This window comes from Pseudomonas sp. SWRI68 (assembly GCF_014269165.1).
GTDB lineage: Bacteria > Pseudomonadota > Gammaproteobacteria > Pseudomonadales > Pseudomonadaceae > Aquipseudomonas > Aquipseudomonas capeferrum.
In genome coordinates, this window is sequence record NZ_JABWRU010000005.1 from 118,759 (window position 1) to 142,014 (window position 23,256).

A 23,256-nucleotide genomic window follows, 5' to 3' on the forward strand; every position below is an offset into this window, starting at 1 on the left:
AAATCAATCACTTAAGCGCTTAGGGCAAAAACACCGGACCTGAAATTTTGTCGATTTGTTTCCCTGTTACCCGATTTTTTGCTGTGAAACGTGGGGGAGGTAACACTCCACCCACATTCGTGTGACACCCGTATGACTTACTGCGCGCTGCGTGCCCGCGCCACCCGCGAGCCGTTGGCCCGGCCAAGCACCTGGCTGATGCGTTGCCCCGCAGCAATCAGGCGGTCCAGGTCGATGCCGGTCTCGATGCCCAGCCCCTGGAGCAGGTACAGCACGTCTTCGGTGGCGATATTGCCGGTGGCGCCTTTGGCATAGGGGCACCCCCCCAAACCCGCTACCGAGCTGTCGAACACGCTGATGCCTTCAAGCAGGCTGGCATACACATTGGCCAAGGCCTGGCCGTAGGTGTCGTGGAAGTGCCCGGCCAGCTGCTGGCGGGGCACCTGGGCCGAGACGATGTCGAACAGCCGACGGGTATCACCGGCGGTACCGGTACCGATGGTGTCACCCAGCGACACTTCATAGCAGCCCATTTCATGCAGGGCTCGGGCGACCGGAGCAACCTGTTCGGCGCTGACCGTGCCTTCATAGGGGCAGCCCAGCACGCAGGAGACATAGCCCCGCACGCGCACGCCGTGGCTGCGCGCGGCCTCCATGATCGGCTCGAAGCGTTTGAGGCTGTCGCTGATCGAACAGTTGATGTTGCGCTGCGAGAACGCCTCGGACGCTGCGGCGAACACCGCTACCTCCTTTACCCCTGCCGCCAAGGCATCTTCGAAACCCCGCAGGTTGGGGGCCAGGGCTGCGTAGGTGACACCGGGCTTTTGCTGGATTGCGGCGATGACTTCGGCGGAGCCGGCCATCTGCGGTACCCACTTGGGCGAGACAAAACTGCCGACTTCGATGTAGGCCAGGCCCGCCTCGGTGAGGTCGTCCACCAGGCGTACCTTGTCGGCGACGCTGATGGGCTGGGCTTCGTTTTGCAGGCCGTCGCGGGGGCCGACTTCGACCAGACGGACTTCTTTGGGCAAGGGCATGGCGGGTTTCCTGTGGCGGGTCAACGGTTGTCTTTATTGTTCAAGGTCGCGGCGAGGGCTTGTTCACAGCGCTCCTGGGCGGTGTCGAGTTCGAGCTGCATCTGGTGGATGTCCAGCATCTGCTGTTCCAGCTGGGCGCGTCGTTCGGCAATTTTCACCAGCATACTGTTGAGCTGCTTGAGATTGCCGCTGGTGGGGTCGTACAGCTCGATCAGCTCGCGGCATTCGGCGAGGGAGAAGCCGATGCGCTTGCCGCGCAGGATGAGTTTCAGGCTGACCTTGTCACGTGCCGAATAGATGCGTTCCAGGCCGCGCCGCTCGGGGCTCAGCAAGCCCTGTTCCTCGTAGAAGCGGATGGCGCGGGTGGTGATGTCCAGCTCGCGGGACAGGTCGGAGATGCTGTAGGTCTGAAGGCTCATGCTGGGGCTCGGCGTGGAGTATGCAGGTATCCTGAATGCAGGTTGACGTATACGTCAAGCAGGGCTTGAAGGCGTGTGAGGGTTTCTAATCTGGCACGCCTGTGCGCCGATACGCATTGGGTGTCTGCCCACTTAGTCGCTTGAAAAACCGCGCAAAGTAAGTCGGATCGGTAAACCCCAGGGTATCCGACAACTGCCCGATGCTCATGCGGGTATAGAGGAGGTTGCGGCGCGCCTCCAGCAGCAGGCGCTGATGCACCACCTGCAAGGCGGTCTGCCCGCTCAAAGCGCGGCACAGCTGGTTCAGCTGCAGGCTCGAGACGTTCAGCCGCGCAGCAAAATCCTCCACGGACAGGTGCTCGCGGTAATGCGCCTCGACCAGGCGCAGGTATTGCCCGAGCAATTGCCGGTCTCGTTCGTCACGGTTGCGTGGCGTCTGCCCCAGTTGCTGCTGGCGGCTGATCCACACCATCAATGCTGTGACCAGCGCCTGTAGCATCGTCGCCCGCGCTGGGGCATTGCCCTGGTACTCCTGCTGCAAGGTGTCGACCAGGCTGCGCAAGCGCTGACGGTCCTTGCCCAGCGCATAGCACGCTGGCGCGGCAAGCATGCCCAGCGGCGCGCCCAGTTGCTGCTCAAGGCCCGCCACCAGCGCGGTGCCGAAGGTCAGCACATGCCCTTGGATGTCGGCGCTGAAGCGAAAGCCGTGCACGGTCAGTGGCGGTACTACCTGGATCGAGGCTTGGCTGATCGCGCGGCGAACACCTTCGATCTCCACCTCGGCTTGGCCACGTTGCACATACAACACCTGGAACAGTTCGGCGTGCTGGTGCGGTTTGATTTCCCAGTGGTGCAGGCGGCTGCGTGCCGGGATCGACTCGCAGTGCAGCAGGTCGGTGCCGGGCCACGCCTGGTTTTCGCCATACAGCTGGAACAACGGAATGCCGGGGAGGGTGGATTTCATGCGGGGATGCCTGTCCGTTAATCGAACGTTTTTTGTAAAAGTGCAGGTTTTGCATGGAATAGCACACTTAAACGGCTGCCGTTGCCCGTAAAAATGCAGGTGCAAACCCTAACAGCAGATGCCCGGCCACTGCCAGTCCAGGCCGGCATCGCCCGACTAGAGACAACAACAATGAAAACTCAGGTTGCAATTATCGGTGCAGGTCCGTCTGGCCTGCTGCTCGGCCAATTGCTGCACAATGCCGGTATCGAGACCGTCATCGTCGAGCGCCAGACCCCTGAATACGTGCTTGGGCGCATCCGTGCCGGGGTGCTTGAGCAAGGCACCGTCGACCTGTTGCGTGAGGCCGGTGTAGCGGCGCGCATGGACCGTGAAGGCCTGGTGCATGAAGGTGTCGAACTGCTGGTCGGCGGGCGTCGCCAGCGGTTGGACCTCAAGGCCCTGACCGGCGGCAAGACAGTGATGGTCTACGGCCAGACCGAGGTCACCCGTGACCTGATGCAGGCGCGTGAAGCCAGTGGGGCGCCAATCATCTACGCGGCGAACAATGTGCAGCCGCATGAGCTCAAAGGCGAGCGGCCTTACCTGACGTACGAGAAGGACGGCCAGGCCCACCGCCTGGAGTGTGACTACATCGCCGGTTGCGATGGTTTCCACGGGGTTTCCCGGCAGAGCATTCCCGAGGGCGTGCTCAAGCAGTACGAGCGGGTCTATCCATTTGGCTGGCTTGGCTTGCTGTCCGATACGCCCCCGGTCAATCACGAATTGATCTATGCCCACCACGAGCGGGGTTTCGCGCTGTGCAGCCAACGTTCGCAGACGCGCAGCCGCTATTACCTGCAAGTGCCGCTGGACGATAAGGTCGAAGCCTGGTCAGACGAGCGTTTCTGGGACGAACTCAAGGCCCGTTTGCCCGCCGAGGTTGCGGCTGACCTGGTCACTGGCCCAGCCCTGGAAAAAAGCATCGCGCCGCTGCGTAGCCTGGTGGTCGAACCGATGCAGTACGGCCACCTGTTCCTGGTCGGTGACGCTGCGCACATCGTCCCACCCACCGGTGCCAAAGGTTTGAACCTGGCAGCTTCGGACGTCAACTACCTCTACCGCATCCTGGTCAAGGTGTACGGCGAAGGGCGTACCGACCTGCTTCAGCAATATTCGCCGCTGGCCCTGCGTCGGGTATGGAAGGGCGAGCGTTTCAGCTGGTTCATGACCCAGCTGCTGCATGACTTCGGCAGCCACAAGGATGCCTGGGACCAGAAGATGCAGGAGGCAGACCGCGAGTACTTCCTGAACTCCCCAGCGGGGCTGCTGAACATTGCCGAGAACTATGTGGGGCTGCCGTACGAAGCAGTAGTCTGACCTGCCATTGCGCAAACGAATTGTGCCTGCCTCGAAATTAGCGAGTCAGTAGCGCCTCCATCTCCCGGTAACCCCGCTGGCGCGCATGCTCCAGCGCGGTAACCCCGTCCTTGTCGGCAATCTGCCGATCCGCCCCCGCAGCCAGCAGCCGGCGCACAATCTCCACATGCCGCGGCCCGCCATCCCCCAGGATCACTGCCTCCATAAGCGCGGTCCAGTGCAGCCGGTTCAGGTGGTTCACGTCCACCCCGGCGTCTATCAGCATCTGCACGGTCTCGACGTGCCCACGCTCCGCCGCAGGGATCAACGCAGTTCCCCCGTATCGGTTGGTGCTCCGGAGGTCGGCACCGTGGTTCAGGGTCAGCCGCAGGATGCCGTTCAGGCCCCGGGCGCCGGCATACAGATAAGGGCTGTCATCAATATTGTCCTTGGCGTTCACGTCGGCACCGGCCTCGATCAGCGCTTGGGCCGCCGCAACCTGGTTGCCGTGAGTGGCCACCAGCAGGGCAGTGCGCCCTTGCTCATCACGGCTTTCCAGTCGGGCACCTTGTGTCAGCAACTGTTGCAAGGTGCGCACGTCATCGTGACTGGCAGCGTTGTGCAGGCGGTTGTCCAGGGGGGTGTTCTCGGCGTGGGCGGCAAGGCTGGTGAACAGGGCGAACAGCATGGTTGCGAGTGGTATACGCATGGGATGGGCTCCTTGGTGACCTGTCTGCATCCTAGAAAAATCACACCAGCCCTTGAAGTTAAGTTTGCGCATGACCGACAGTGGTCTGCTGAATAGACAAGGCAGGAAGCAAAACGATGAAGTTCTCTACACCGCTGATGAGCGCGCTGTGCCTGGCGGTCGCGAGTGGGTGGGCCTGTGCCGACCAGGTGATGCCCGCACCACCCGAGCTGGCTTCCGGCTATCGCACTGGCCTGCAGCCGGTGCACGCCAACCGGCATATGGCCGCCGCCGCCAACCCGCTGGCCACCGAAGCGGGGCGGGCGATGCTGCGTGCCGGCGGTAGCGCCATCGACGCGGCCATCGCCATGCAAATGGTGCTGACCCTGGTCGAGCCGCAATCCAGCGGCATCGGTGGTGGGGCTTTTATCCTGTACTGGGACGGCAAGCGCGTGCAGGCTTTCGACGGCCGAGAGACTGCCCCGGCGCAGGTAACGGAAAAACTGTTCTTGCAAGCCGATGGTTCGCCGATGCCGTTCAAGGCGGCGCAGATCGGCGGGCGCTCAGTGGGTGTGCCGGGGGTACTGCGCGCGCTGAAACTGGCTCACGAGCAGCACGGCAAGCTGCCTTGGCAGCAACTCTTTGCCCCGGCCATTGCGCTGGCACGTAACGGTTTCCCGGTTTCCGAACGCCTTCACACCCTGGTGGCGGGCGACCCGTATATTGCCCGCTCACCCTCCATGGCCCGCTACTTCCTGAATGAAAAGGGCAAGCCGTTGCCGGTGGGCACGACGTTGCGCAACCCCGAGCTTGCGCAAACCTTCGAGCAGATTGCCGCGCACGGTCCCCGAGCGTTCTATACCGGTGAAATCGCCGTGGCCATCGTGGCCAAGGTGCGCAGCCATGCCAATGCCGGTTACCTGTCGTTGCAGGACCTTGAGCAGTACCGCGCCAAAGAGCGCGAGCCGGTGTGCGGCCCCTACAAGGCCTGGCGTATCTGCGGCATGCCGCCGCCATCGTCGGGTGGGGTGACGGTGTTGCAGACGCTGGGCGTGCTTGAAGCCATGCAGCGCGCCACGCCACAACGCGATCTGGCAGCATTGCGGCCGCTGGCGAACGCGTCACCGGCAGGCCTGGAGGCATCGCCGCTGGCCGTGCACCTGATCGCCGAGGCCGAGCGCCTGGCCTATGCCGACCGCGCTCAGTACCTGGCCGACAGCGATTACGTGCCGGTCCCGGTCAAGGGCCTGATCGACGCTACCTATCTGGCCAGCCGAGCAGCGCTGATCGGCGAGTACAGCATGAAGCGCGCCCGCCCAGGCACCCCGCAGGGCGCGGACCTGGCCATGGCCCCTGACCGTTCACCGCTGCGCATTTCCACCTCGCATCTTTCTGCAGTGGACGACAGTGGGCAGGCCTTGGCGATGACCACGTCGGTGGAGGCCGCGTTCGGCGCGCATCTGATGGTCAAGGGCTTCCTGCTGAACAACCACCTGACCGACTTTTCCTTCCTGCCGCAGGCGCATGGCAAGCCGGTGGCGAACAGGGTCGAACCCGGCAAGCGGCCCTTGTCGGCCATGGCGCCGACCCTGGTGTTTTCACGTAACTCGGGGGAGCTGGTGGCCAGCCTCGGTTCGCCCGGTGGGTCGCAGATCATCGGTTACGTGAACAAGGCCCTGGTCGGCTTGCTGGACTGGCAGCTCGACCCACAGCAGGCCAGCAGCCTGCCCAACTTCGGCAGCCGCAATGCCGCTACCGAGGTCGAAGCACAGTTGACCAGTCCGGCGCTGATCCGCCAGCTGGCGGCCTGGGGGCACGAGGTCACGCCCATGACCATGACCAGTGGCATGCAGATCATCCAGCGCGATACCAACGGTTGGTCAGGCGGCGCCGACCCGCGGCGCGAAGGCGTGGCGCTCGGCGATTGAGGGCGCGCGTTGCGGGGCATCAGGTAGCGTGGTAGAAATCACCCTTGTCATTTAGAAGTTGAATATCAAGATGTCTATCAGCGTGAAATCGAATAGAGCCCTGTTCGACCTCGACCTGCTGCGCGCTATTGTCGTGGTGGCCGATTGCGGCAGTTTCACCACCGCCGCCGCGCGGCTGCATTCGACCCAATCCACCATCAGCCAGAAGGTGCGGCGCCTCGAAGAAATGGTCGGCCACCGTCTGCTGGTGCGCGGCAACCGTGATGTGCTGCCGACCGACGCCGGGCAGACCTTGCTCGGCTATGCCCGCCATATGCTGGCCTTGAACGACCAGATGCTCGAAGCGTTGGCCGGGGCGATGGTGGGTGTCACGGTGCGCCTGGGCGTGCCCGAGGACTTCGTCGGTGGGCGCACCACCAATGCCTTGTCGGCGTTCAGCCGCCTGCACCCGCAGGTCAAACTGGAGGTGACCAGCGGGCTGTGCCGCGACCTCAGCCAGGCCTATGACAATGGCGAGCTAGACCTGGTGCTGCTCAAACAACGGCGCAACAGCCGCGAAGGGGTGGCGTGCTGGCCAGAGCGCCTGCAGTGGATAGACAGTGCACGCATGCCGTCTTTCGAGCTCGACCCGATTCCGTTGGTGACCTTTCCGCCGCGCGGTTTGTACCGCGACGACATGATCACCGCCATCGAAGGCATGGGCCGGCGCTGGCGTATCAGCTTCACCAGTTCCAGCCTCAGCGGCATCCAGGCTGCGGTAGCCGATGGCATGGGTATCAGCCTGCTGCCACCTCGGGCGGCAACGCGTGAACACCAGGTACTGGGGGGCGAGCAAGGGCTGCCCGAAGTCGACAGTTACGAGATCGTCATCGTGCACCGGCCCACGGCGGACGTGATGGTCAAGGCATTGGCCGAGGTCATGACACAGTTGCTGGCTGGCGGCGGGATCTAGAGCCCGGTGCAGGCTCATGGAGGTAAAGTGTTTCAGGCTATGGCCGGATGGAATGCCTGAGGGGCTGTGCAGTCCCACTTGTTATCCGGGTACGACACCCGTCCTCCCCATGCCATGGAGAAACAACATGAAAGCAGCGCTTTTCATCGCATTGCTGGCCAGCGCCGGCCTCGCCCAGGCCGCCGAGAAGGTGGAGCTCAAGCTGGCAGGCCCCGACGGCCCAGGCAAGTCGATAGGCACCATCAGCATCGAACAGAACAAGTACGGCGCGCTGTTGACCCCTGATCTCAAGGACCTGCCGCCTGGCGTGCACGGCTTCCACTTGCATCAGAAGGGGTCGTGCGCGCCTACCGAGGAAAACGGCAAACCTGTGCCTGCAGGTGGCGCGGGCGGCCACTGGGACCCGGATTCGACCCAGGCGCACAAGGGCCCGTTCGATGACAGCGGCCACCGTGGCGACCTGCCGGCGTTGTACGTCGGTGCCGACGGCAAGGCCACCTACCCCGTGCTTGCGCCCCGCCTCAAGGCCGAGGACTTCAAAGGCCATGCGCTGATGGTGCATGCCGGTGGCGACAACCACAGCGACCACCCCGAAAAACTGGGTGGTGGCGGTGCACGCGTGGCGTGTGGGGTTGTGCAGTAATAGGTGTTCGCCACAACATTTTCAGCGCCTGTGAGATCGAGCGCCGCGCGGGCGGCGCTCGATATCCGCCCCCCTAAAGAAACCAAGACAGGCACCGCTAGCCCCAATCACCTCACAGACGATCCTCAAAACTCAGCAATACACCCCAGATCAGTCAACCGCCCCCGCGCGCCCCTCGGTGACAGGTGAATCCCGGCGATCATGCAGCGCACCGAGCCGCCGGCCATTTCAATGGTCGGTACATCCAGCGGCACCAGCCGCGCCGAACGCTCGATGCGTTGACGCTGCTCACCGGTAAGGCTGTCGAACGCTTTGCGCGAGAGCGCCAGAATCCGACCATCGCTGCCCGACAGCTCGATGGCGTTACCTGCAAACTGGCTGATCTGCTGGTTGCTCAGGTTGATGACATCCCGGCCCGACTCGATCAGCCGCATGCGCACCTCCTGTGCGCGGGCGGGGTTGGTGAACGTGCCAAAGCCGACCAGGGCAAACTCGGTGGCTACGCACATCAGCACGTTGGTGTGATAGATCGGCGTGCCGTGCTCGTCTGCCGTGTCGAACACCATGGGCTCGAAGTTGAAGTGGGTGCTGAAACGCTCGAGGGCGATCGGGTCGGCGCGGTTGGAGCGTGCGGTATAGGCAACCCTGGACAGATGGTCGAACACCATCGCCCCGGTACCCTCCAGAAACAGCTCGTCCTGCTCCAGGCCGGAATAGTCGATCACATCCTGCACGCGGTACTCATGCTTGAGCATTTCGATGACGTCCGCGCGGCGCTCGCGCCGACGGTTGCGCGAGTACATCGAGTAGATCGCGACATGGCCGCCCGGGTGGGTAGAGAACCAGTTGTTGGGGAACACCGAGTCCGGCGTGTTCTGCTCGCCGAAGTCATCGAACAGGTGCACCCGCACACCCTCTGCTTCGAGCCTGCCTGCTGCCTGGGTAACCTCGTCGCGCGCCACATTGGCCAAGGCCTGGGCGGTGATGTCGGGGTGGGTGCTTTGGAACGAATTGTCTGCTGCTGTTTCCGGGTTGGGGGTGAAGGCGTGCGGCCTGACCATGACCACGGCCGCAGGTGCTTGAATGGAACGCGTTGGAAATGCCATCTGGAATACCGAGAGTAGGAGAGTTATGCAACGCGTCGGATACGGCTTTTTGCAGCGCGGCCGCGGGTGTGGCTGAACAGGTCTTTAGGGTCTTCGTCCACCCACGGTACCAGGTCTATCTTCGAACCCATGCCGCGCTTCTCGGCTTGCTGTAGTACGTACCGTAGTACGGTGTAATCTTCCAGCGCGAAGCCCACCGAGTCGAACACTGTCACCTGGCTTTCACTTTGCCGGCCTTCGGTTTCACCGCGCAGTACACGCCACAAGTCAACCACCGGGAAGTCAGCGGGCAACTGCTGGATGTCACCTTCGATGCGGGTTTGCGGTTCGTACTCGACGAACACGCGCGCATTGCGCAGTACGTCGGCATGCAGTTCGGTCTTGCCTGGGCAGTCGCCGCCTACCGCATTCAAGTGCATGCCAGGTTCGAGCATGTCGGGGGTGATGATGGTTGCGTAGGCCTTGTCGGCGGTCACGGTGGTGATGATGTCGGCACCTTTGACCGCTTCTGCCACCGAGCCGGCTTTGCGAATGCTCAGGCCCGTGTATTCCTTGAGGTTGGCAATCAGTTTGGCGGTGGCCAGCGGGTCGGTGTCGTAGGCGACGATTTCTTCGATCCCCAGGTGCTTGTGGAAGGCCAGCGCCTGGAATTCGCTTTGCGCGCCATTGCCGATCAGCGCCATTTTCTTCGAGTTTGGCCGGGCCAGTGCCTGTGCGGCCATCAGCGAGGTTGCGGCGGTGCGCAGGGCAGTGGCGATGGTCAGTTCCGACAGTAACACCGGGTACCCCGTGGCCACATCGGCCAGCACGCCAAATGCCATGACCGTATGCAGGTCTTTGGCAGTGTTGGCCGGGTGCCCATTGACGTATTTGAAGGCATATCGATGTGTGTCCGCGACTGGCATCAATTCGATAACGCCGACGTCCGAATGGCTGGCAACGCGTGCGGACTTATCAAAGTCCTGCCAGCGTTTAAAGTCTTCGCGCAGGGCGGCGGCCAGTTCACCCATGAACGGCGCTACGCCAATGTCATGCACCAAGTCGGACATGGTTGGAACATCAATGAAATACGTCATGCTCTTGCACCTTATTGTGTGCGTTCTCACCCGTTGCCGCAGGGTGAACGCTTACGATTGTTGAGGGGTTGCCAGCACGACAATTTTGATGAAAGGTTGCGTCAAATTGAAGAGCGCAGGTTGCCAGTTTCGTCAACTTTCTAGACAATCTGTTACCCCAGAATAACAATCTGATTACTTGGCAGGCACCATGGACACTGTAGATCGGGAACTGATCGCGCTATTGCGTGATAATGCGCGCACGCCCATCCTGACCCTGGCGAAGAAGCTCAAGGTCGCCCGGGCAACGGTGCAAAACCGCATCACCAAGCTTGAAGAACAAGGGGTGATCATCGGTTACACGATACGCCTGAGGTCTGATGCCCTGGACCAGGGCGTGCGGGCGATTACCAGCATCGGCATCAGTGGCCATCACGCGGCGGAGGTCAAGCACGCGCTACGCGGGCATCCCAATGTCGTGGCCATCCACACCACCAATGGCCGCTGGGACCTGATGGCCGAGCTGCGGGCCGACACCCTCGAAGCCTTCGACCGGGCGCTGAACACCATCCGCTCGATACCGCACATCGAAAACACCGAGACCAGCATTTTGCTCTCCACCTACAAGATGTGATCAGGTCGATAACCCAATTGGGTAGCGGCGTAGAGCAAACTGTCACCCGGGCTTTTCACTGTGCAACATATCCCATTTCGTGTGCGCACTCTGTAGCGTTCCGATTGACCTTATCGGCTGGCAAAATGAAACGGCTTCAGCGCCATGTATTTCACGTTCAACACTGTCTTGCCAGGCATCTCCCCGAATAATGGGCGTGCACTTGTGGTGGGCTTTCAATCACTCTCAGGCCTGATGAAAAGTTCATCTGGGCGTGCTTATCCATCTGCATTAATACCCCTACCTCCTGACGCTTGTTATCAAGGCGTTTGCACTTTCGTGCCAACTAACGGCCGCAGTGGCGAGGGCGGGGGATTTACAGAAAAAGAATAAGAGGTCAACTATGCATCCAACGTGCAACTCGCAAGACGCGACTCCGGAGGCTGGCCGCACACTGAAGCGACGGCTGGAAAACAGGCATATTCAGCTCATTTCGATCAGTGGCGCGATCGGTACCGGGCTGTTCATGGGGTCGGGCAAGATTATCGCGCTATCAGGCACCTCGATCATTCTGGTGTACGCCATCATCGGCTTTTTCGTGTTCTGCATCATGCGTGCGATGGGGGAGATGCTGCTCGCCAACCTGCACATGGAGTCGTTCGCAGACCTGGTGCATAACTACCTGGGGCCGCGTGCCGGTTACATCCTCAGTTGGTCATACTGGCTCAGCTGGGTGGTGGCGGCGGTGGGCGATGTGGTGGTGGTGGCAGGTTTCGTCCAGTACTGGTACCCCGGCGTGCCCACCTGGCTACCGGCTTTTACCACGATGTTCCTGCTGCTGGGCCTGAACATGCTTGCCGTGAAGGCCTTCGGCGAAGTCGAGTTCTGGTTCGGGCTGATCAAGATCGTCGCGATCGTGTTGCTGGTGGTGACGGGGCTGGTGATGGTCGCCACGTCGTACACCTCCCCAGGCGGCGTCACAGCCTCCTTCAGCCACCTGGTGGCGCCCGGTGTGGTCATGCCCCACGGCATTCTCGGTTTCCTTGCCGGGTTCCAGATCGCGATCTTCTCGTTTGTCGGCACCGAACTGATCGGTACGGCGGCAGCCGAGGCCAAGGACCCCGAAAGGACCCTGCCCAAGGCGATCAACACCATTCCGGTGCGTATCCTGCTGTTCTACATCTGTTCGCTGGTGTGCATCATCAGTGTGGTCTCGTGGGCCAACGTGCCTGCCAATCGCAGCCCATTCGTCGAGCTGTTCCTGCTCGGCGGCCTGCCGGCTGCTGCCGGGATCATCAACTTTGTCGTGTTGACCTCTGCGGCCTCGTCCGCCAACAGCGGTGTGTACTCGGGGTCGCGGATGCTCTATGGCCTGGCGCATCAACAGCAGGCACCCACGGCATTCGGGCGCCTGTCCGGGTCGGGTACGCCGGTCAGGGCGTTGATGTTCTCGGGGGTGTGCATGGCGATTGCGCTGACGCTGCTGTTCGTGATCCCCGAGGTCATGACCGTATTTACCCTGGTGTCGACCATTTCTGCGGTGATGATCATCGTCACCTGGTCGTTGATTCTGATGTCCTACTTCGCCTACCGCCGTCAGAACCCCAAGGCACATGAGCAGTCTAGGTTCAAGCTGCCGGGTGGCAAGACGACGGCGGCCATGGCGCAGCTGTTTCTGATCTTCGTGTTGTGCCTGCTGGCCCTGGAGCCTGATACGCGTACGGCGCTGTATGTCATGCCGCTGTGGTACATCGGTTTGCTGCTGGCCTACCGGCGCCGGGTCAAGGTGTGTGCCCGGCAGATGGCTGCCACGGTGTCCTGAAACCCCTGGTATCGGCGAGCGGGCCTCAGCGTTGGCGCTCGGCCACCGCCCGCAGGGTGCGCAGGGTGACCACCGGCGCATCCACCACGAAGCGGTTGGCCAGCCAGCCGGGCACATCCCCGGCAGGGTCTGCCTTGAGCTGGTAGGTAACCTCGGTTTGCCGTTCACCCAGCGGTTTCATCACCCATTCGCCTGTGAGGCGCTGCACGCGTATCAGCCCGGCCACCTCGGGGACCTTGCCGGGGTCGGCGCGCAGGTGGCGCAACAGGGTGCCATCGTCGCGCAGTTCGGTGGTGACCTTGAGCACGATATCCCGCGGCATCGTCGGCCACGGCAGGTCGGTGGTCAGGTACACCCAGGTACTGTCGCCGTCGACCTCCAGCAGGCGCATTTCGGCACAGGCGTACAGCCATTTGCACGCCACCCGCAGGTTTTCCTGCAGGTCGGTGAGCGTGCGCACGCTGGCCTTCATGGTGCTGACACCGCGAAATTGCTGGTAAGGGGAGCCGGCAGCGGCACTGAGGTAGACGCGGATGCCTTCTCTGTCGTAGGCCAGGTTCCAGTCATCGGCTGCCTGAGCAGCGCCGGACAGCGCCAGCAACAGGGCGGCAAGCAGGCGATAGCGGTTCATGATGAGCACCGCGCAGGGCAGGGGTGATCAGTATGAGCGGCAAACAGAAAGCCCGCCAGGTGGCGGGCTTCGGACCATCAGCCTGGGCTCAACGCTGTGGGTTGAGAGTCAGGTGCACGTGCCGGTTGACGTCCTTGTACAGCAGGTAGCTGAAGTTGCCTGGGCCACCGGCGTAGCAGGCTTGCGGGCAGAAGGCGCGCAGCCACATGAAGTCGCCGGCTTCGACTTCGACCCAGTCCTGGTTCAGGCGGTACACCGCCTTGCCTTCCAGCACATACAGGCCGTGCTCCATGACGTGGGTCTCAGCGAACGGAATGACGCCGCCTGGCTGGAAGGTCACGATGTTGACGTGCATGTCGTGGCGCATATCGGCCATGTCGACGAAGCGGGTGGTGATCCAGCGGCCTTCGGTACCCGGCATTTCAATGACAGTGGCATTGTCGCGGTGGGTGACGAAGGACTCTGGCAGGTCCAGGCCTTCAACCTTCTGGTAGTGCTTGCGCAGCCAGTGGAAGGTGACGTTGGCCTTGCTGTGGTTGCGCAGGCTCCACTCGGCGCCTGGGGCGATGAAGGCGTAGCCGCCCTGGGTCAGGGTGTGGTGCTTGCCTTCCAGGGTGATGTCGAGCTCACCCTCGACCACGAACACCACGGCTTCGGCGTTGGGGTCCAGTTCCGGGCGCTCGCTGCCGCCTTCCGGGGCAACTTCGACGATGTACTGCGAGAAGGTCTCGGCAAAGCCGGTCAGCGGGCGGGCGATGACCCACATGCGCATCTTGTCCCAGAACGGCAGGTGGCTGGTGACGATGTCACGCATCACGCCCTTGGGGATGACGGCATAGGCTTCGGTGAACATGGCACGGTCAGTCAGCAGCTCGGTTTGAGCCGGGTGCCCACCGTGGGGGGCGAAGTAGGAATGATTCGACATGGACGATCTCGACTTGTTGTTCTCTCCCCGTGCCGTGAACCGCACCGGCCGGTGCGGCGCAGGGGATGTGCCGACAGAATAGGGTCGAGCGCGTGCCATCTACAAATTAAATGTTGGAATACCCGGTATTTGCCGGCTGAATGCTAACCTGGCGCCCTGCATGTTGCTCTGGCAGGCGGTTGCCCTGGCCGAACAGCTTGTGGCGCAAGGTGCCGTCCTGGTAGTGCAGGGGGTAGCGGCCGCGACGTTGCAGCTCGGGTATCAGCAGCTCGACCACATTGGCCAGGTCATCAGGTTGCACGGCGTAGGTGAGGTTGAACCCGTCGATGCCGGTCTCGTCCAGCCAGCTTTCCAACTGATCGGCAATATCACTGGCTGCGCCCACCAGCACCGGGCCGCGGCCCCCCAGGCCAACGAACTCGGCGGCCTCGCGCACGGTCCAGCGGCGGTTGGGGTCGGCTGCGGTGAAGGCGGCCAGGGCCGCGCGGCCGGCATCGTTCTCGACATATTCGATGGGGGCATCCGGGTCGAGGCCGGCGAAGTCGATGCCGGTCCAGCCCGACAGCAGGGCCAGGGCGGCGTCCAGGTCAACGTAGCCACGGTACTCGGCGAAGCGCGCTTCGGCTTCTTCACGGGTGGGGGCGACGATCAGCAGGGCCTGGGCGTAGATCAGTACCTCGTCGCGGCCACGCCCGGCAGCCTCGCTGGCCTGGCGGATGCCGTCGACATAGCGGCGCAGCACCGTGGCCGTAGGCCCGCTGATGAACACGCACTCGGCATGTTGCGCGGCGAACTGCTGGCCGCGTGCCGAGGCCCCCGCCTGGAACAGCACCGGCGTGCGCTGCGGCGAGGGCTGGCACAGGTGCATGCCAGGCACCTGGAAGTGCTCGCCGGCATGGCTGATCGGGTGTACCCGGGCAGGATCGATGTAGCGGCCGCTGTCACGCTCAAGCACCACCGCATCGTCGTCCCAGCTTTTTTCCCACAGTTTGTACAGCACCTGCAGGTACTCCTCGGCCAGGTCGTAACGCTGGTCGTGGCCAAGCTGGCGAGCCAGGCCCAGGTTGCGCGCGGCGCTGTCCAGGTAGCCGGTGACAATGTTCCAGCCGACTCGGCCATTGCTCAGGTGGTCAAGCGTGGACATGCGCCGGGCAAAGGGGTAGGGGTGCTCGTAGGTCAGTGAGAAGGTCACGCCAAAGCCCAGGTGCTCGGTGACCCCGGCCATGGCCGGAACCAGCAGCAGCGGGTCGTTGACCGGCACCTGTACGCCGCCGCGCAAGGCCGCTTTGGGGCCACCCTGATAGACGTCGTAGATGCCCAGCACATCGGCGATGAACAGCGCATCGAACAGGCCGCGCTCCAGCAGGCGGGCCAGGTTGGTCCAGTAGTCCAGGCGGTTGAAAGCCACGCTGGTGTTACGCGGGTGGCGCCACAGGCCAGGGGACTGGTGGCTGGCAGCGTTCATGCTGAAGGCGTTGAAGCGGATCGGGCGGGGCATGGCGGTCAGTCTCCCGTCACGGCAGCACGGAAGCCGGGTAGACCGCATCGGCTACCTGCAACTTGCGCGGAATCAGGCCCAGGCCTTGGAAGGTGTCGGCCAGCTTCTGCTGTTCGGCGACGATCTGCGGGGTAATGGCGACGGCGTTGTAGTTACGGCGTTCGCTGGCCACTTGCAGCACGTCGGCCTTGATCCCCAACTGCGGCGCCAGCAGCGCGGCGACTTGCGCAGGCTCGGCATTGGCCCATTGGCTGACCTTGCCCAGTTCGCCGAAGAAGGCCTTGAGCAGCGGGCGGTGCTGGTCGGCGAACGCAGCAGTGGAAAGGTAGAACGTGCGGTTGTTGGTCAGGCCGCTGCCGTCGCGCAGGTTCTTGAGCCCTGGCTGGCTTTCTGCTGCCGCGAGGAACGGGTCCCACAGGGTCACGGCCTGGACGCTGCCCGATTGCAGGGCCGCCACTGCGTCGGCGGCATTATTGACGTAGGCGGGGGTGATGTCCTGGTAGCTCAGGCCGGCTTGTTCCAGCGCGACGGCCAGCAGGTACTGGGCGTTCCAGCCGCGGCCGGTGGCTACCCGCTTGCCTTTGAGGTCCTGCACGCGGGTGAGGTGGTCTTGCTCGCGTACCACCAGGCCGATACCGCGTGGGTAGGGTTGTTCGGCGGCCAGGTAGACCACCGGTTTACCGGCGGCCTGGGCAAATACTGACGGGGCGTCGGCGGCGTGGCCGAGGTCGATGGCGCCGGTGCTCAGGGCTTCGAGCAATTGCGGGCCTGCGGCGAACTCGTGCCAGCTGACGGTCACGCCTTGCGGGGCGAGGGCTTTCTCCAGGGCGCCGCTACCTTTGAGAATATTGATGCTGTTGAACTTCTGGTAACCAATACGCAGGGTCTTGGCGTCTTCGGCCAGGGCATTGGACCAGGGCAACAGGGCGCTGGCGACACTGGCCAGCAGGCCGCCGATTAGCAGGCGACGCAGGGGCGAGAAGGTACGGACGGGCATGAGGCGTATTCCTTGAATGGGGTGGCAATCGATGCGCCCAGACTAAGGAGGTGGCGTTTGGCTTTCAATTTCTTTATTCCATTTAGTTAGAATGTTTAGTTATTTTTATATCCTTTTTGTAATTCATGATTCAGCACCCGTTACACGGCAAATTGCAGTGTGCCATGACCTTTTTTTCACATCTTCTTGCTAGGATCCCCGCACTCTCGAGGAGCCCTTTTTCATGCCGCACATCCTGCGCAAACGCAGCACCCGCATCGCCCTGACCGCCACCGCCAGCCTGCTCGCTGCCACGCTGGGCTTCTTCGCCTGGCAGAGTTTTTACCCCGTCCAGGCTGCCAGCGGTTGGGATGTCGAGGTGTTGCACCGCGATGTGACCAAGGCCGCGTCGTTGTTGCCGCAGGCCGACGGCAGCCTGCTGGTCAGCCGCGAGCTGGACGACGGCCGTGGCAGCATCCTCAAGATTACTGCCCAAGGTGACCGTGTGGTGGTGATTGACAACCTGTCCAAGCCCGACGGCATGGTCGCGGCCGAGGGCGGCTGGGTCTTCAGCCAGGAGGGTGGCCTTGCGCCGGTCAGCCTGTCTCGCGACGGCCAGGTCACCCACCTGTTCGAAGGCGAGAGCGTGCAAGGGTTGTGGAACGATGGCGATCACCTCTATGCGATCGAAGACCGCAAGGGCAATGGGCGGTTGATGCGCTATGACTGGCGCAGCGGCCAGCTGGATGTGCTGCGCACAGGGCTCAGCGAAACCGAAGGCCTGACCCGCTGCAACGATGGCCGCCTGCTGTATACCGAGAAAGCCAACGGCAAGGTTCGCGCATTGTCCGAGGACGGCCAGGACCCGGTGGTGGTCGATGGCCTGCGCAACCCGACCTTCCTGTTTTGCGACCAGCGCGGCTTGTGGATCAGCGAAGACAACACGCACCGCGCCCGCCTGCTGCGCATCGACGCCGATGGCACGCGCCAGACGGTGCTGTCGTTCCTCAAGGCGCCCCAGGCAATCGTTGCCGATGGCAAAGGTGGTTACCTGCTTGCCGAAGGCGGGCGTAACCGCGTACTGCACCTGTCCCCTCCGGTAGAGCGCAATACCGCGCAGCGCGACTGAGGGCTCAGTTTGGCAGGCGCGGTTTGCGCCCTGGCAGCAGGCCCAGCACCAGCAGGCAGCCGACCAGCACCACCGCGCCGCCCGCCAGTTGCAGCAGGCTCAAGGCTTCGTCGAGGAACATCGCGCCCACCAGTACCGCGACCAACGTCACCACGAACTCGACACTGAGGGCACGGGTGGCGCCGATGCGCGCCACCAGGCCGAAATACAGCACGTACGTGGTGGCGCTCATGACCGCGCCGCTGATCATCAAGTACAGCCAGTCGCTGGCTTGCGGCACGCTGGGCAACGGCACCACCCACAGCAGGGGCAGGGTCAGCAGGCCGCCGGCCAGGAAGGCGCCGCCGGTGACGGTCCACGGGTCCTGGCCGCGCAGGTGCAGGCTGGCGTAATTACTGCCGAACGCGGCGCTCAAGGCACCGAACAGCGAAGCGATGCAGCCGTGGATGAACACGTCGCTGACCGGCTGGGCCGGAAACCCCACCAGCATGGCGATACCGACGAAGCCCAGAAGCAGGCCCGCCAGGCCCTGCAAGGTGATTTTCTCCAGCCCCCAGACACGGCCGATGATCATCGAGAACAGTGGGATGGTGGCCACGAAGATCGCCGCCATGGCCGTACCGATCCGCGGGGTGGCATAGGACATGCCGATCAACTGCCCGGCCACGGTGGTAGCGCCGATCACCAGCAGCGGTTTCAACAGCGGGCGCAGGCGCAGGGTGCGGCCGAGCAAGGCTGCCAGAATCGCCAGGGTGCTGCCGGCAATCAGCGCCCGCAGGCTGACCGCGCCGACCCAGCCGAAGGCGTGCACCACCTTGAGCAGGACCAGAAAGGAAAACCCCCAGGCAATGGCCAGAAACAGGTAGGCGGCAAAGTCACGCGGTTGCATGGGGCAGGGTCCGTCCAGGGCAGAGGGACGCAGGCTAGCGGGTTGCGGGGCGCGACTTCAAGCGCCGTCGGCGGTTTGCCTGTAATGCCGTTTCGTGGCTACCCGACCAACAGCGTGCTTCCCTGCATGGCCGCGCTCACGGATAATCACCGTATTCCAATAAACAGCCTGTGAGTGGGTATGAGTGATTCCGTAGTCAGCCTCGGCCAGCCTGAGATCGAAGGGGTGCGCAAGTCGCGCAAGAACAACCCCGAGAAAACGCGCGAGGATATCCTTCAGGCCGCCATCAACGAGTTCGTTCAGCAGGGCCTGGCCGGCGCGCGCGTCGATGCCATCGCCGAGCGCACCGCCACCTCCAAACGCATGATCTACTACTACTTCGGCAGCAAGGAGCAGTTGTACGTCGAGTGCCTGGTCAAACTCTACGGTGATATCCGCAAGACCGAGCAAAGCCTGGACCTGGAGTCGCTGCCGGCCGAGCAGGCGATCCGCCGTCTGGTGGAGTTCACCTTCGATCACCACGACCGCAATGTCGATTTCGTGCGTATCATCTGCACCGAGAACATTCACTACGGCGAGTACGTCAAACAGTCGCCGGTCATTCGCGAAATGAGCAGCCTGGTGCTCGAAGCCCTTGGCAGTACCCTGCGCCGGGGCGAGCAGGAAGGCGTGTTCCGTGCCGGTATAGAGGTCATCGACCTGCATATGCTGATGAGCTCGTTCTGTTTCTACCGGGTGTCGAACCGCCACACCTTCGGCGAGATCTTCCAGATAGACCTCGCCGACGAAGCCATCAAGCAGCGCCACAAGACCATGATCGGTGACGCGGTCATTCGCTACATCCGCGCCTGAGCGGTGTCATTCGCCCAGCCGTTGCTCGCGTGACGGCGGGTAGCCGAAGTATGCGGCGTAGCACTTGCTGAAGTGCGACACCGAAACGAACCCGCAGGCCACTGCCACGTCCATCACCGACAGGTCGGAGTACTGCAGCAGGCGGCGGCTCTTGGTGATGCGCAATTCCATGTAGTAGCGCCGCGGCGAGGTGCCCAGTTGGGCCTGGAACAAGCGGTCGATCTGGCGCCGCGAGCGCCCGCTGTAGGCGGCCAGCTGATCGAGGCTGAGGGTTTCTTCGAGGTTGTTCTCCATCAGCTCGACGATGGTGCGCATGTGCAGGCTCATGGACTTTTTCGCCCCCGGGCCGACCTGGCGATAGCGCGCGCCCGAGAACGACAGGATTTCTTCGACGCCTTCGGCCAGGCCGTCGCCGTAGAGCCTGCGAACCAGGCCGAGCATCAGCTCCATGGCGCCATTGGGGCTGGCGGCGCTGAGGCGGTCACGGTCGAGGGTGAAACTGGCCGGGGTGATGCGGGTTTGCGGGCTGCGCTCCGAGAGGCTGGCGCGTTGCTCGGGGTGGATGCTGCAGCCATAGTCATCCAGCACGCCCGCGCGGCCGAGGAACCAGGCGCCGTTCCACAGGCCGCCCAGGGCCATGCCATGGGCCGCGCAGTCGTGCAACAGTCGATCGAGTTCAGGGTATTTGAGCGGCGTACGCAGGCCGCCGCAGATGATCAGCAGGTCCAGCTCGCGCAGTGCTTCGGCCGACAGGTCGCTGGCCACCAACTCCAGCCCCAGGTCGCTCAACACCCGGTCACCGTCCAGCGACAGCGGGGTGAACTGGAAGCTGTCGGTGCGCAGCAGGTTGGCGGTGACCAGCACATCCATGGCCACGGTGAAGCTGGCCATGGAGAAGTGTTCCAGCAATACGAAGTCGACCCGATAGGGCGCTTGGGCATTTGCGGTGGTGGACTTGAGCCGCAGCATGTTGCTGGTGCTGGTCTTTTTGCTGAACTGACGTGGGGTGGGCACTCTGGACTCCGCTTCCTGGCTGGCCTGGGGAGTGTGCTCGGTGGCAGGGGGAAAGACAATCTCCGGGGTGGGGGTGTCGTATTTGAGGTCGTGTTCAGGCAATTGGGCGGGGGGAGTGCATGGCTTGAATTTTCCAGCGCCTATGAGATCGAGCGCCGCCCGCGCGGCGCTCGATCTCATAGGCGCCGAAACCCTGACGGCGGACCTTCTAACCAAATTGAACCCTCAGCGCCTGCCACAGCCCAACGCATTACACGCCAATGGGAGAGCGCTCATGGAAATCGGAACGATCTGGATCATCCTCGCAGCCGTCGTGATTCTTCTGGAAATCTGGGCCATCTGGCACATCATCGGCAGTGACCGGCGCGCCGAGCGCAAGATGCTTTGGGTCGTATTCGTGGTCTATGCGCCGTTGCCAGGCTTGCTGTTCTGGGCTTGGCGCGGGCCGCGCGCAGTGAAGGGCAGGGCGGTATTGCAGGAAAAGTAATAGCCAGAGCATCAGGCGCGGGGGCGCCTGATGCGGCCACCGTCAACGCCTCAGGGCAGGATGCTGAAACGGATGGCCTGGCCCAGGCCATCCACCATCAAGCAGCCGTGAAACCTGACGCGCGACAGCACACGCAAGCTCTTGAGCTCTTCGTGGATGCGGTCGCGTATCTGCTTCTCGGCCTCGTCGATCCGGTCCGCCGTCGTCGCATGGTAGAGGTGAACCACACCCAACAGCGTGGTTTCAATGTGCTCAACGGTATCCCAACCGATCTTGCGCAAATGCAGGCGTGCGCTCGCGGCTTCGTCCTCATCGCCTTCATGCCGTGGGTTGATGGTGTAGGCGAGTTGAAAATGATGCTTGGTCATTGTCGCTTTCCTTGTTGCAGGCTGGCCTCCGTGCCGGGGCTTGCAATCTAGCGGCTGACAGACCTCGCTGAAAACACACACGTGGTTCAATGCTCCGACTTCGCTATCAGAAAAGTCTTACGGCGTTCTTGACCCCAAGCTAACGCGAGGTCTGATACTCGGGCCTTTCTTCCCCCGTGCGAGTTGCTGTATATCGCCGGCCAAGATACCGCTACCGCGCTTGGCGCTGGACGGGATGTTCATGGAAATCGAGGCCGTGGCGGCAACGGACTGATCAGCGCCTCAGGCTAGAAGAAACTGCGCTGCGCCTTGAACGTGACCACACTCTCGCAATACGCATTGATACCGGCATAGGCATCGCAACCGGTACCGCTGAGGTTGGAGTTGCTGTAGATCAAATTGAGGTCGATGCCCAGCCAAGGCCGCGACAGCTCCAGCGACCAGTCGGAAAACGCGCTGACCTGGCTGCCATCGCCAATCGTGAACGGCGTGCCCAAGCGATGATGGGCCAGCTTGACGGTAAAGTCGGCGTCGAGCAGGGGCAGTTGACCGAGGTCGGCGAACAGGGTGCTGGTGCGGTTGTCGGGGTTGTCACGCAACGCGCCACCAAAACGGCTGCCGTATACCGAGATGCCCCCGTAGACGGCGTAGCTGTCAGGGCCTGAGAGGTTGGGTTGGCTGTAGTGGATCAACCCCACTTCATAGCCCAGGGTGCTGTCGAAGTGGTGCTGGTAGCCCATGTAGCTGTCCAGGCGCAGGGTGGAGTCGGGCGACAGGCCCATGCTCGGGGCGTATTGCCCCAAGTACCAGCCGTTGAGGTGGCTGAGGTCGAGGCCGCCATGAAACGCCCCCACGGCGCTCGGCGAAATAAGCCCCTGGGCCATGCTGCGCGTCGGCGTAGTGCCAAGTTTGAAGTCGAAATCGCCCAATTGGCGCTGTATCTGCTGGGCCTGCAGCGCGGCGCTGAACAGCAGCGCCGCGCTCAGCAACAGAAGGGGCCTGGTCATGGTCACCGTCCTGGAAGGCTTGCTGTAGAGCGCCCAAGGATACCCGTGTCGGCCAAGGGTGCAAACCGTTCGGCGCGCCACTCAGGCGGCAGGGCTAGCGCTGATCGTGCGTTTACGCCCGAGCGTCGCACATTCTCTTCTAGAATTGCCTGAACACTTTCCACTCCAAGGCCCAGGCCATGCGCAGACTGTGGCGAAAATACCTCGACCTGCTGGATGCGGACCTGAGCACCAAGGTTTTTGACAATTTCAAGAACCTGTTGGTCTGCGGCCTGCTGTTTGCCGCCGGTACGGATGCCCTGCACAACAGCGACCCCGTGTTCCTCGGGCTGTGGGTACCGAGCGTGACCGGCTGGGGGTTGATCATCGTGTCGGCATTGCTGCTGCTGTTGAATGTCAGCGATACGCTGCACCGCTTGGCCAAGCTGCCGTATCACACGGCGCTGCAGGTTGCGCTGTGTTTGCTGTACCTGGTTCTGGCGTCGCGGGTGGTGGAAATCATCTGGAATTTTCGCGCGCACTGAACGTGGCCAGGCCTAGCCTTGGCTGGAGGGGGAGCGTTCGGCAACCTCTGTCACCACTTGATCGCTGCCAGCGCGCTGGATCACCAACCGCCGTTGTTCGTATTCGTCCAGGGAAAGGCCCTGGCGTTGCAACGCTTCGAGTTGCAACTGCCGGGTTTCCTCCGCGGTGTAGGCGCGCAGTTCAGGGTGGCTGGCGCAGCCGCTCAACACGGTCATGGCGGTGGCAATCAGGGCAGTGAGCAACAGGCGGGCCGAGGTGTTCATCGAGCAGCTCCAGAGTTTGGGGGGCGCAGGGATCGAAGTGATGGAGCAAGGTTATTGGGCATCCTCGATCAGTAGAAATTGCCTTGCTCGATAGTGACTATCGACAGCACCTTCTGGCGGGCAATAC

Annotated in this window: 25 protein-coding genes; 10 read left to right on the forward strand and 15 right to left on the reverse strand. The window is 62.8% G+C overall.

Annotated elements, in window-relative coordinates; translation table 11 throughout:
• Positions 1–137 precede the first annotated feature (137 nt).
• From HU770_RS10140 to HU770_RS10150, 3 genes are all read right to left on the reverse strand, one after another.
• A complete protein-coding gene (locus HU770_RS10140; RefSeq protein WP_186663587.1) occupies positions 138–1,037 on the reverse strand; it encodes a hydroxymethylglutaryl-CoA lyase in 900 nt (299 codons plus the stop codon).
• Between the two features lie 20 nt (positions 1,038–1,057).
• Positions 1,058–1,456, reverse strand: a complete 399-nt coding sequence (locus tag HU770_RS10145) for a MerR family DNA-binding transcriptional regulator (RefSeq protein WP_027593543.1) — start codon at positions 1,454–1,456, stop codon at positions 1,058–1,060.
• 85 nt (positions 1,457–1,541) lie between these two features.
• Complete coding sequence (locus HU770_RS10150; RefSeq protein WP_186663588.1) at positions 1,542–2,420, reverse strand: helix-turn-helix domain-containing protein; 879 nt, start codon at positions 2,418–2,420, stop codon at positions 1,542–1,544.
• 171 nt (positions 2,421–2,591) lie between these two features.
• On the opposite strand from HU770_RS10150, the gene pobA reads away from it, so the two are divergent.
• Positions 2,592–3,779, forward strand: a complete 1,188-nt coding sequence (gene pobA / locus HU770_RS10155; RefSeq protein WP_186663589.1) for a 4-hydroxybenzoate 3-monooxygenase — start codon at positions 2,592–2,594, stop codon at positions 3,777–3,779.
• Positions 3,780–3,816: 37 nt separating this feature from the next.
• Here the strand turns inward: pobA and HU770_RS10160 are convergent, their stop codons facing one another.
• A complete protein-coding gene (locus tag HU770_RS10160; protein ID WP_186663590.1) occupies positions 3,817–4,467 on the reverse strand; it encodes an ankyrin repeat domain-containing protein in 651 nt (216 codons plus the stop codon).
• A gap of 116 nt (positions 4,468–4,583) precedes the next feature.
• Between HU770_RS10160 and ggt the strand changes: the two genes are divergently transcribed.
• The 3 genes from ggt to sodC all read left to right on the forward strand — a co-directional run bounded on the left by ggt (position 4,584) and on the right by sodC (position 7,969).
• Positions 4,584–6,374, forward strand: a complete 1,791-nt coding sequence (gene ggt, locus HU770_RS10165) for a gamma-glutamyltransferase (protein ID WP_186663591.1) — start codon at positions 4,584–4,586, stop codon at positions 6,372–6,374.
• 70 nt (positions 6,375–6,444) lie between these two features.
• Positions 6,445–7,326: a LysR family transcriptional regulator gene (locus HU770_RS10170; RefSeq protein ID WP_033697476.1), complete on the forward strand. Its 882-nt coding sequence runs from the start codon at positions 6,445–6,447 to the stop codon at positions 7,324–7,326.
• Between the two features lie 127 nt (positions 7,327–7,453).
• Entirely contained in the window at positions 7,454–7,969 is a 516-nt protein-coding gene (gene sodC, locus HU770_RS10175; RefSeq protein WP_186663592.1) for a superoxide dismutase family protein, read from the forward strand.
• 125 nt (positions 7,970–8,094) lie between these two features.
• Here the strand turns inward: sodC and HU770_RS10180 are convergent, their stop codons facing one another.
• Both HU770_RS10180 and HU770_RS10185 read right to left on the reverse strand, forming a co-directional pair.
• Positions 8,095–9,030 carry an arginine deiminase-related protein gene (locus tag HU770_RS10180; RefSeq protein ID WP_202883659.1) on the reverse strand — a complete coding sequence of 312 codons (936 nt, stop codon included), beginning with the start codon at positions 9,028–9,030 and terminating at the stop codon, positions 8,095–8,097.
• A 68-nt stretch (positions 9,031–9,098) separates the two neighbouring features.
• The gene (locus HU770_RS10185; protein ID WP_186660373.1) at positions 9,099–10,151 is read right to left on the reverse strand and encodes an ornithine cyclodeaminase; all 1,053 of its coding nucleotides are present in this window, start codon (positions 10,149–10,151) and stop codon (positions 9,099–9,101) included.
• A gap of 190 nt (positions 10,152–10,341) precedes the next feature.
• Here HU770_RS10185 and HU770_RS10190 point away from each other — a divergent pair, with 190 nt between their 5' ends.
• Both HU770_RS10190 and HU770_RS10195 read left to right on the forward strand, forming a co-directional pair.
• Positions 10,342–10,764: an Lrp/AsnC family transcriptional regulator gene (locus HU770_RS10190; protein ID WP_033697484.1), complete on the forward strand. Its 423-nt coding sequence runs from the start codon at positions 10,342–10,344 to the stop codon at positions 10,762–10,764.
• 382 nt (positions 10,765–11,146) lie between these two features.
• On the forward strand, positions 11,147–12,565 hold the full coding sequence (locus tag HU770_RS10195) for an amino acid permease (protein WP_186663593.1): 1,419 nt from the start codon (positions 11,147–11,149) through the stop codon (positions 12,563–12,565).
• 25 nt (positions 12,566–12,590) lie between these two features.
• Here HU770_RS10195 and HU770_RS10200 read toward each other — a convergent pair whose 3' ends face one another.
• The 4 genes from HU770_RS10200 to HU770_RS10215 form a co-directional block, all read right to left on the reverse strand.
• Complete coding sequence (locus tag HU770_RS10200; RefSeq protein WP_033697488.1) at positions 12,591–13,196, reverse strand: START domain-containing protein; 606 nt, start codon at positions 13,194–13,196, stop codon at positions 12,591–12,593.
• A gap of 88 nt (positions 13,197–13,284) precedes the next feature.
• Entirely contained in the window at positions 13,285–14,121 is an 837-nt protein-coding gene (locus HU770_RS10205) for a bifunctional allantoicase/(S)-ureidoglycine aminohydrolase (protein ID WP_047583757.1), read from the reverse strand.
• Between the two features lie 106 nt (positions 14,122–14,227).
• On the reverse strand, positions 14,228–15,619 hold the full coding sequence (locus tag HU770_RS10210) for an LLM class flavin-dependent oxidoreductase (RefSeq protein WP_186663594.1): 1,392 nt from the start codon (positions 15,617–15,619) through the stop codon (positions 14,228–14,230).
• A gap of 16 nt (positions 15,620–15,635) precedes the next feature.
• The gene (locus tag HU770_RS10215) at positions 15,636–16,616 is read right to left on the reverse strand and encodes an aliphatic sulfonate ABC transporter substrate-binding protein (protein WP_186660365.1); all 981 of its coding nucleotides are present in this window, start codon (positions 16,614–16,616) and stop codon (positions 15,636–15,638) included.
• A gap of 223 nt (positions 16,617–16,839) precedes the next feature.
• Between HU770_RS10215 and HU770_RS10220 the strand changes: the two genes are divergently transcribed.
• Positions 16,840–17,724 carry a hypothetical protein gene (locus HU770_RS10220; RefSeq protein WP_186660363.1) on the forward strand — a complete coding sequence of 295 codons (885 nt, stop codon included), beginning with the start codon at positions 16,840–16,842 and terminating at the stop codon, positions 17,722–17,724.
• A 4-nt stretch (positions 17,725–17,728) separates the two neighbouring features.
• On the opposite strand, the gene HU770_RS10225 is transcribed toward HU770_RS10220, so the two are convergent.
• Positions 17,729–18,613 (reverse strand): DMT family transporter, encoded by an 885-nt coding sequence (locus HU770_RS10225; protein ID WP_186663595.1) that lies wholly within the window; start codon positions 18,611–18,613, stop codon positions 17,729–17,731.
• A gap of 180 nt (positions 18,614–18,793) precedes the next feature.
• On the opposite strand from HU770_RS10225, the gene HU770_RS10230 reads away from it, so the two are divergent.
• On the forward strand, positions 18,794–19,465 hold the full coding sequence (locus tag HU770_RS10230; RefSeq protein ID WP_095065147.1) for a TetR/AcrR family transcriptional regulator: 672 nt from the start codon (positions 18,794–18,796) through the stop codon (positions 19,463–19,465).
• A gap of 6 nt (positions 19,466–19,471) precedes the next feature.
• On the opposite strand, the gene HU770_RS10235 is transcribed toward HU770_RS10230, so the two are convergent.
• Positions 19,472–20,479, reverse strand: coding sequence for a GlxA family transcriptional regulator (locus HU770_RS10235; protein ID WP_047583754.1), 1,008 nt, complete (start codon positions 20,477–20,479; stop codon positions 19,472–19,474).
• Between the two features lie 274 nt (positions 20,480–20,753).
• Between HU770_RS10235 and HU770_RS10240 the strand changes: the two genes are divergently transcribed.
• Positions 20,754–20,966 (forward strand): PLDc N-terminal domain-containing protein, encoded by a 213-nt coding sequence (locus HU770_RS10240; protein ID WP_033697499.1) that lies wholly within the window; start codon positions 20,754–20,756, stop codon positions 20,964–20,966.
• Between the two features lie 50 nt (positions 20,967–21,016).
• On the opposite strand, the gene HU770_RS10245 is transcribed toward HU770_RS10240, so the two are convergent.
• Positions 21,017–21,334, reverse strand: a complete 318-nt coding sequence (locus HU770_RS10245) for a hypothetical protein (protein ID WP_033697500.1) — start codon at positions 21,332–21,334, stop codon at positions 21,017–21,019.
• A 287-nt stretch (positions 21,335–21,621) separates the two neighbouring features.
• Complete coding sequence (locus tag HU770_RS10250; protein ID WP_186660358.1) at positions 21,622–22,341, reverse strand: TorF family putative porin; 720 nt, start codon at positions 22,339–22,341, stop codon at positions 21,622–21,624.
• Between the two features lie 179 nt (positions 22,342–22,520).
• Between HU770_RS10250 and HU770_RS10255 the strand changes: the two genes are divergently transcribed.
• A complete protein-coding gene (locus tag HU770_RS10255) occupies positions 22,521–22,865 on the forward strand; it encodes a hypothetical protein (protein WP_033697502.1) in 345 nt (114 codons plus the stop codon).
• A gap of 12 nt (positions 22,866–22,877) precedes the next feature.
• On the opposite strand, the gene HU770_RS10260 is transcribed toward HU770_RS10255, so the two are convergent.
• Entirely contained in the window at positions 22,878–23,129 is a 252-nt protein-coding gene (locus HU770_RS10260) for a hypothetical protein (RefSeq protein ID WP_186660356.1), read from the reverse strand.
• Positions 23,130–23,256 lie beyond the last annotated feature (127 nt).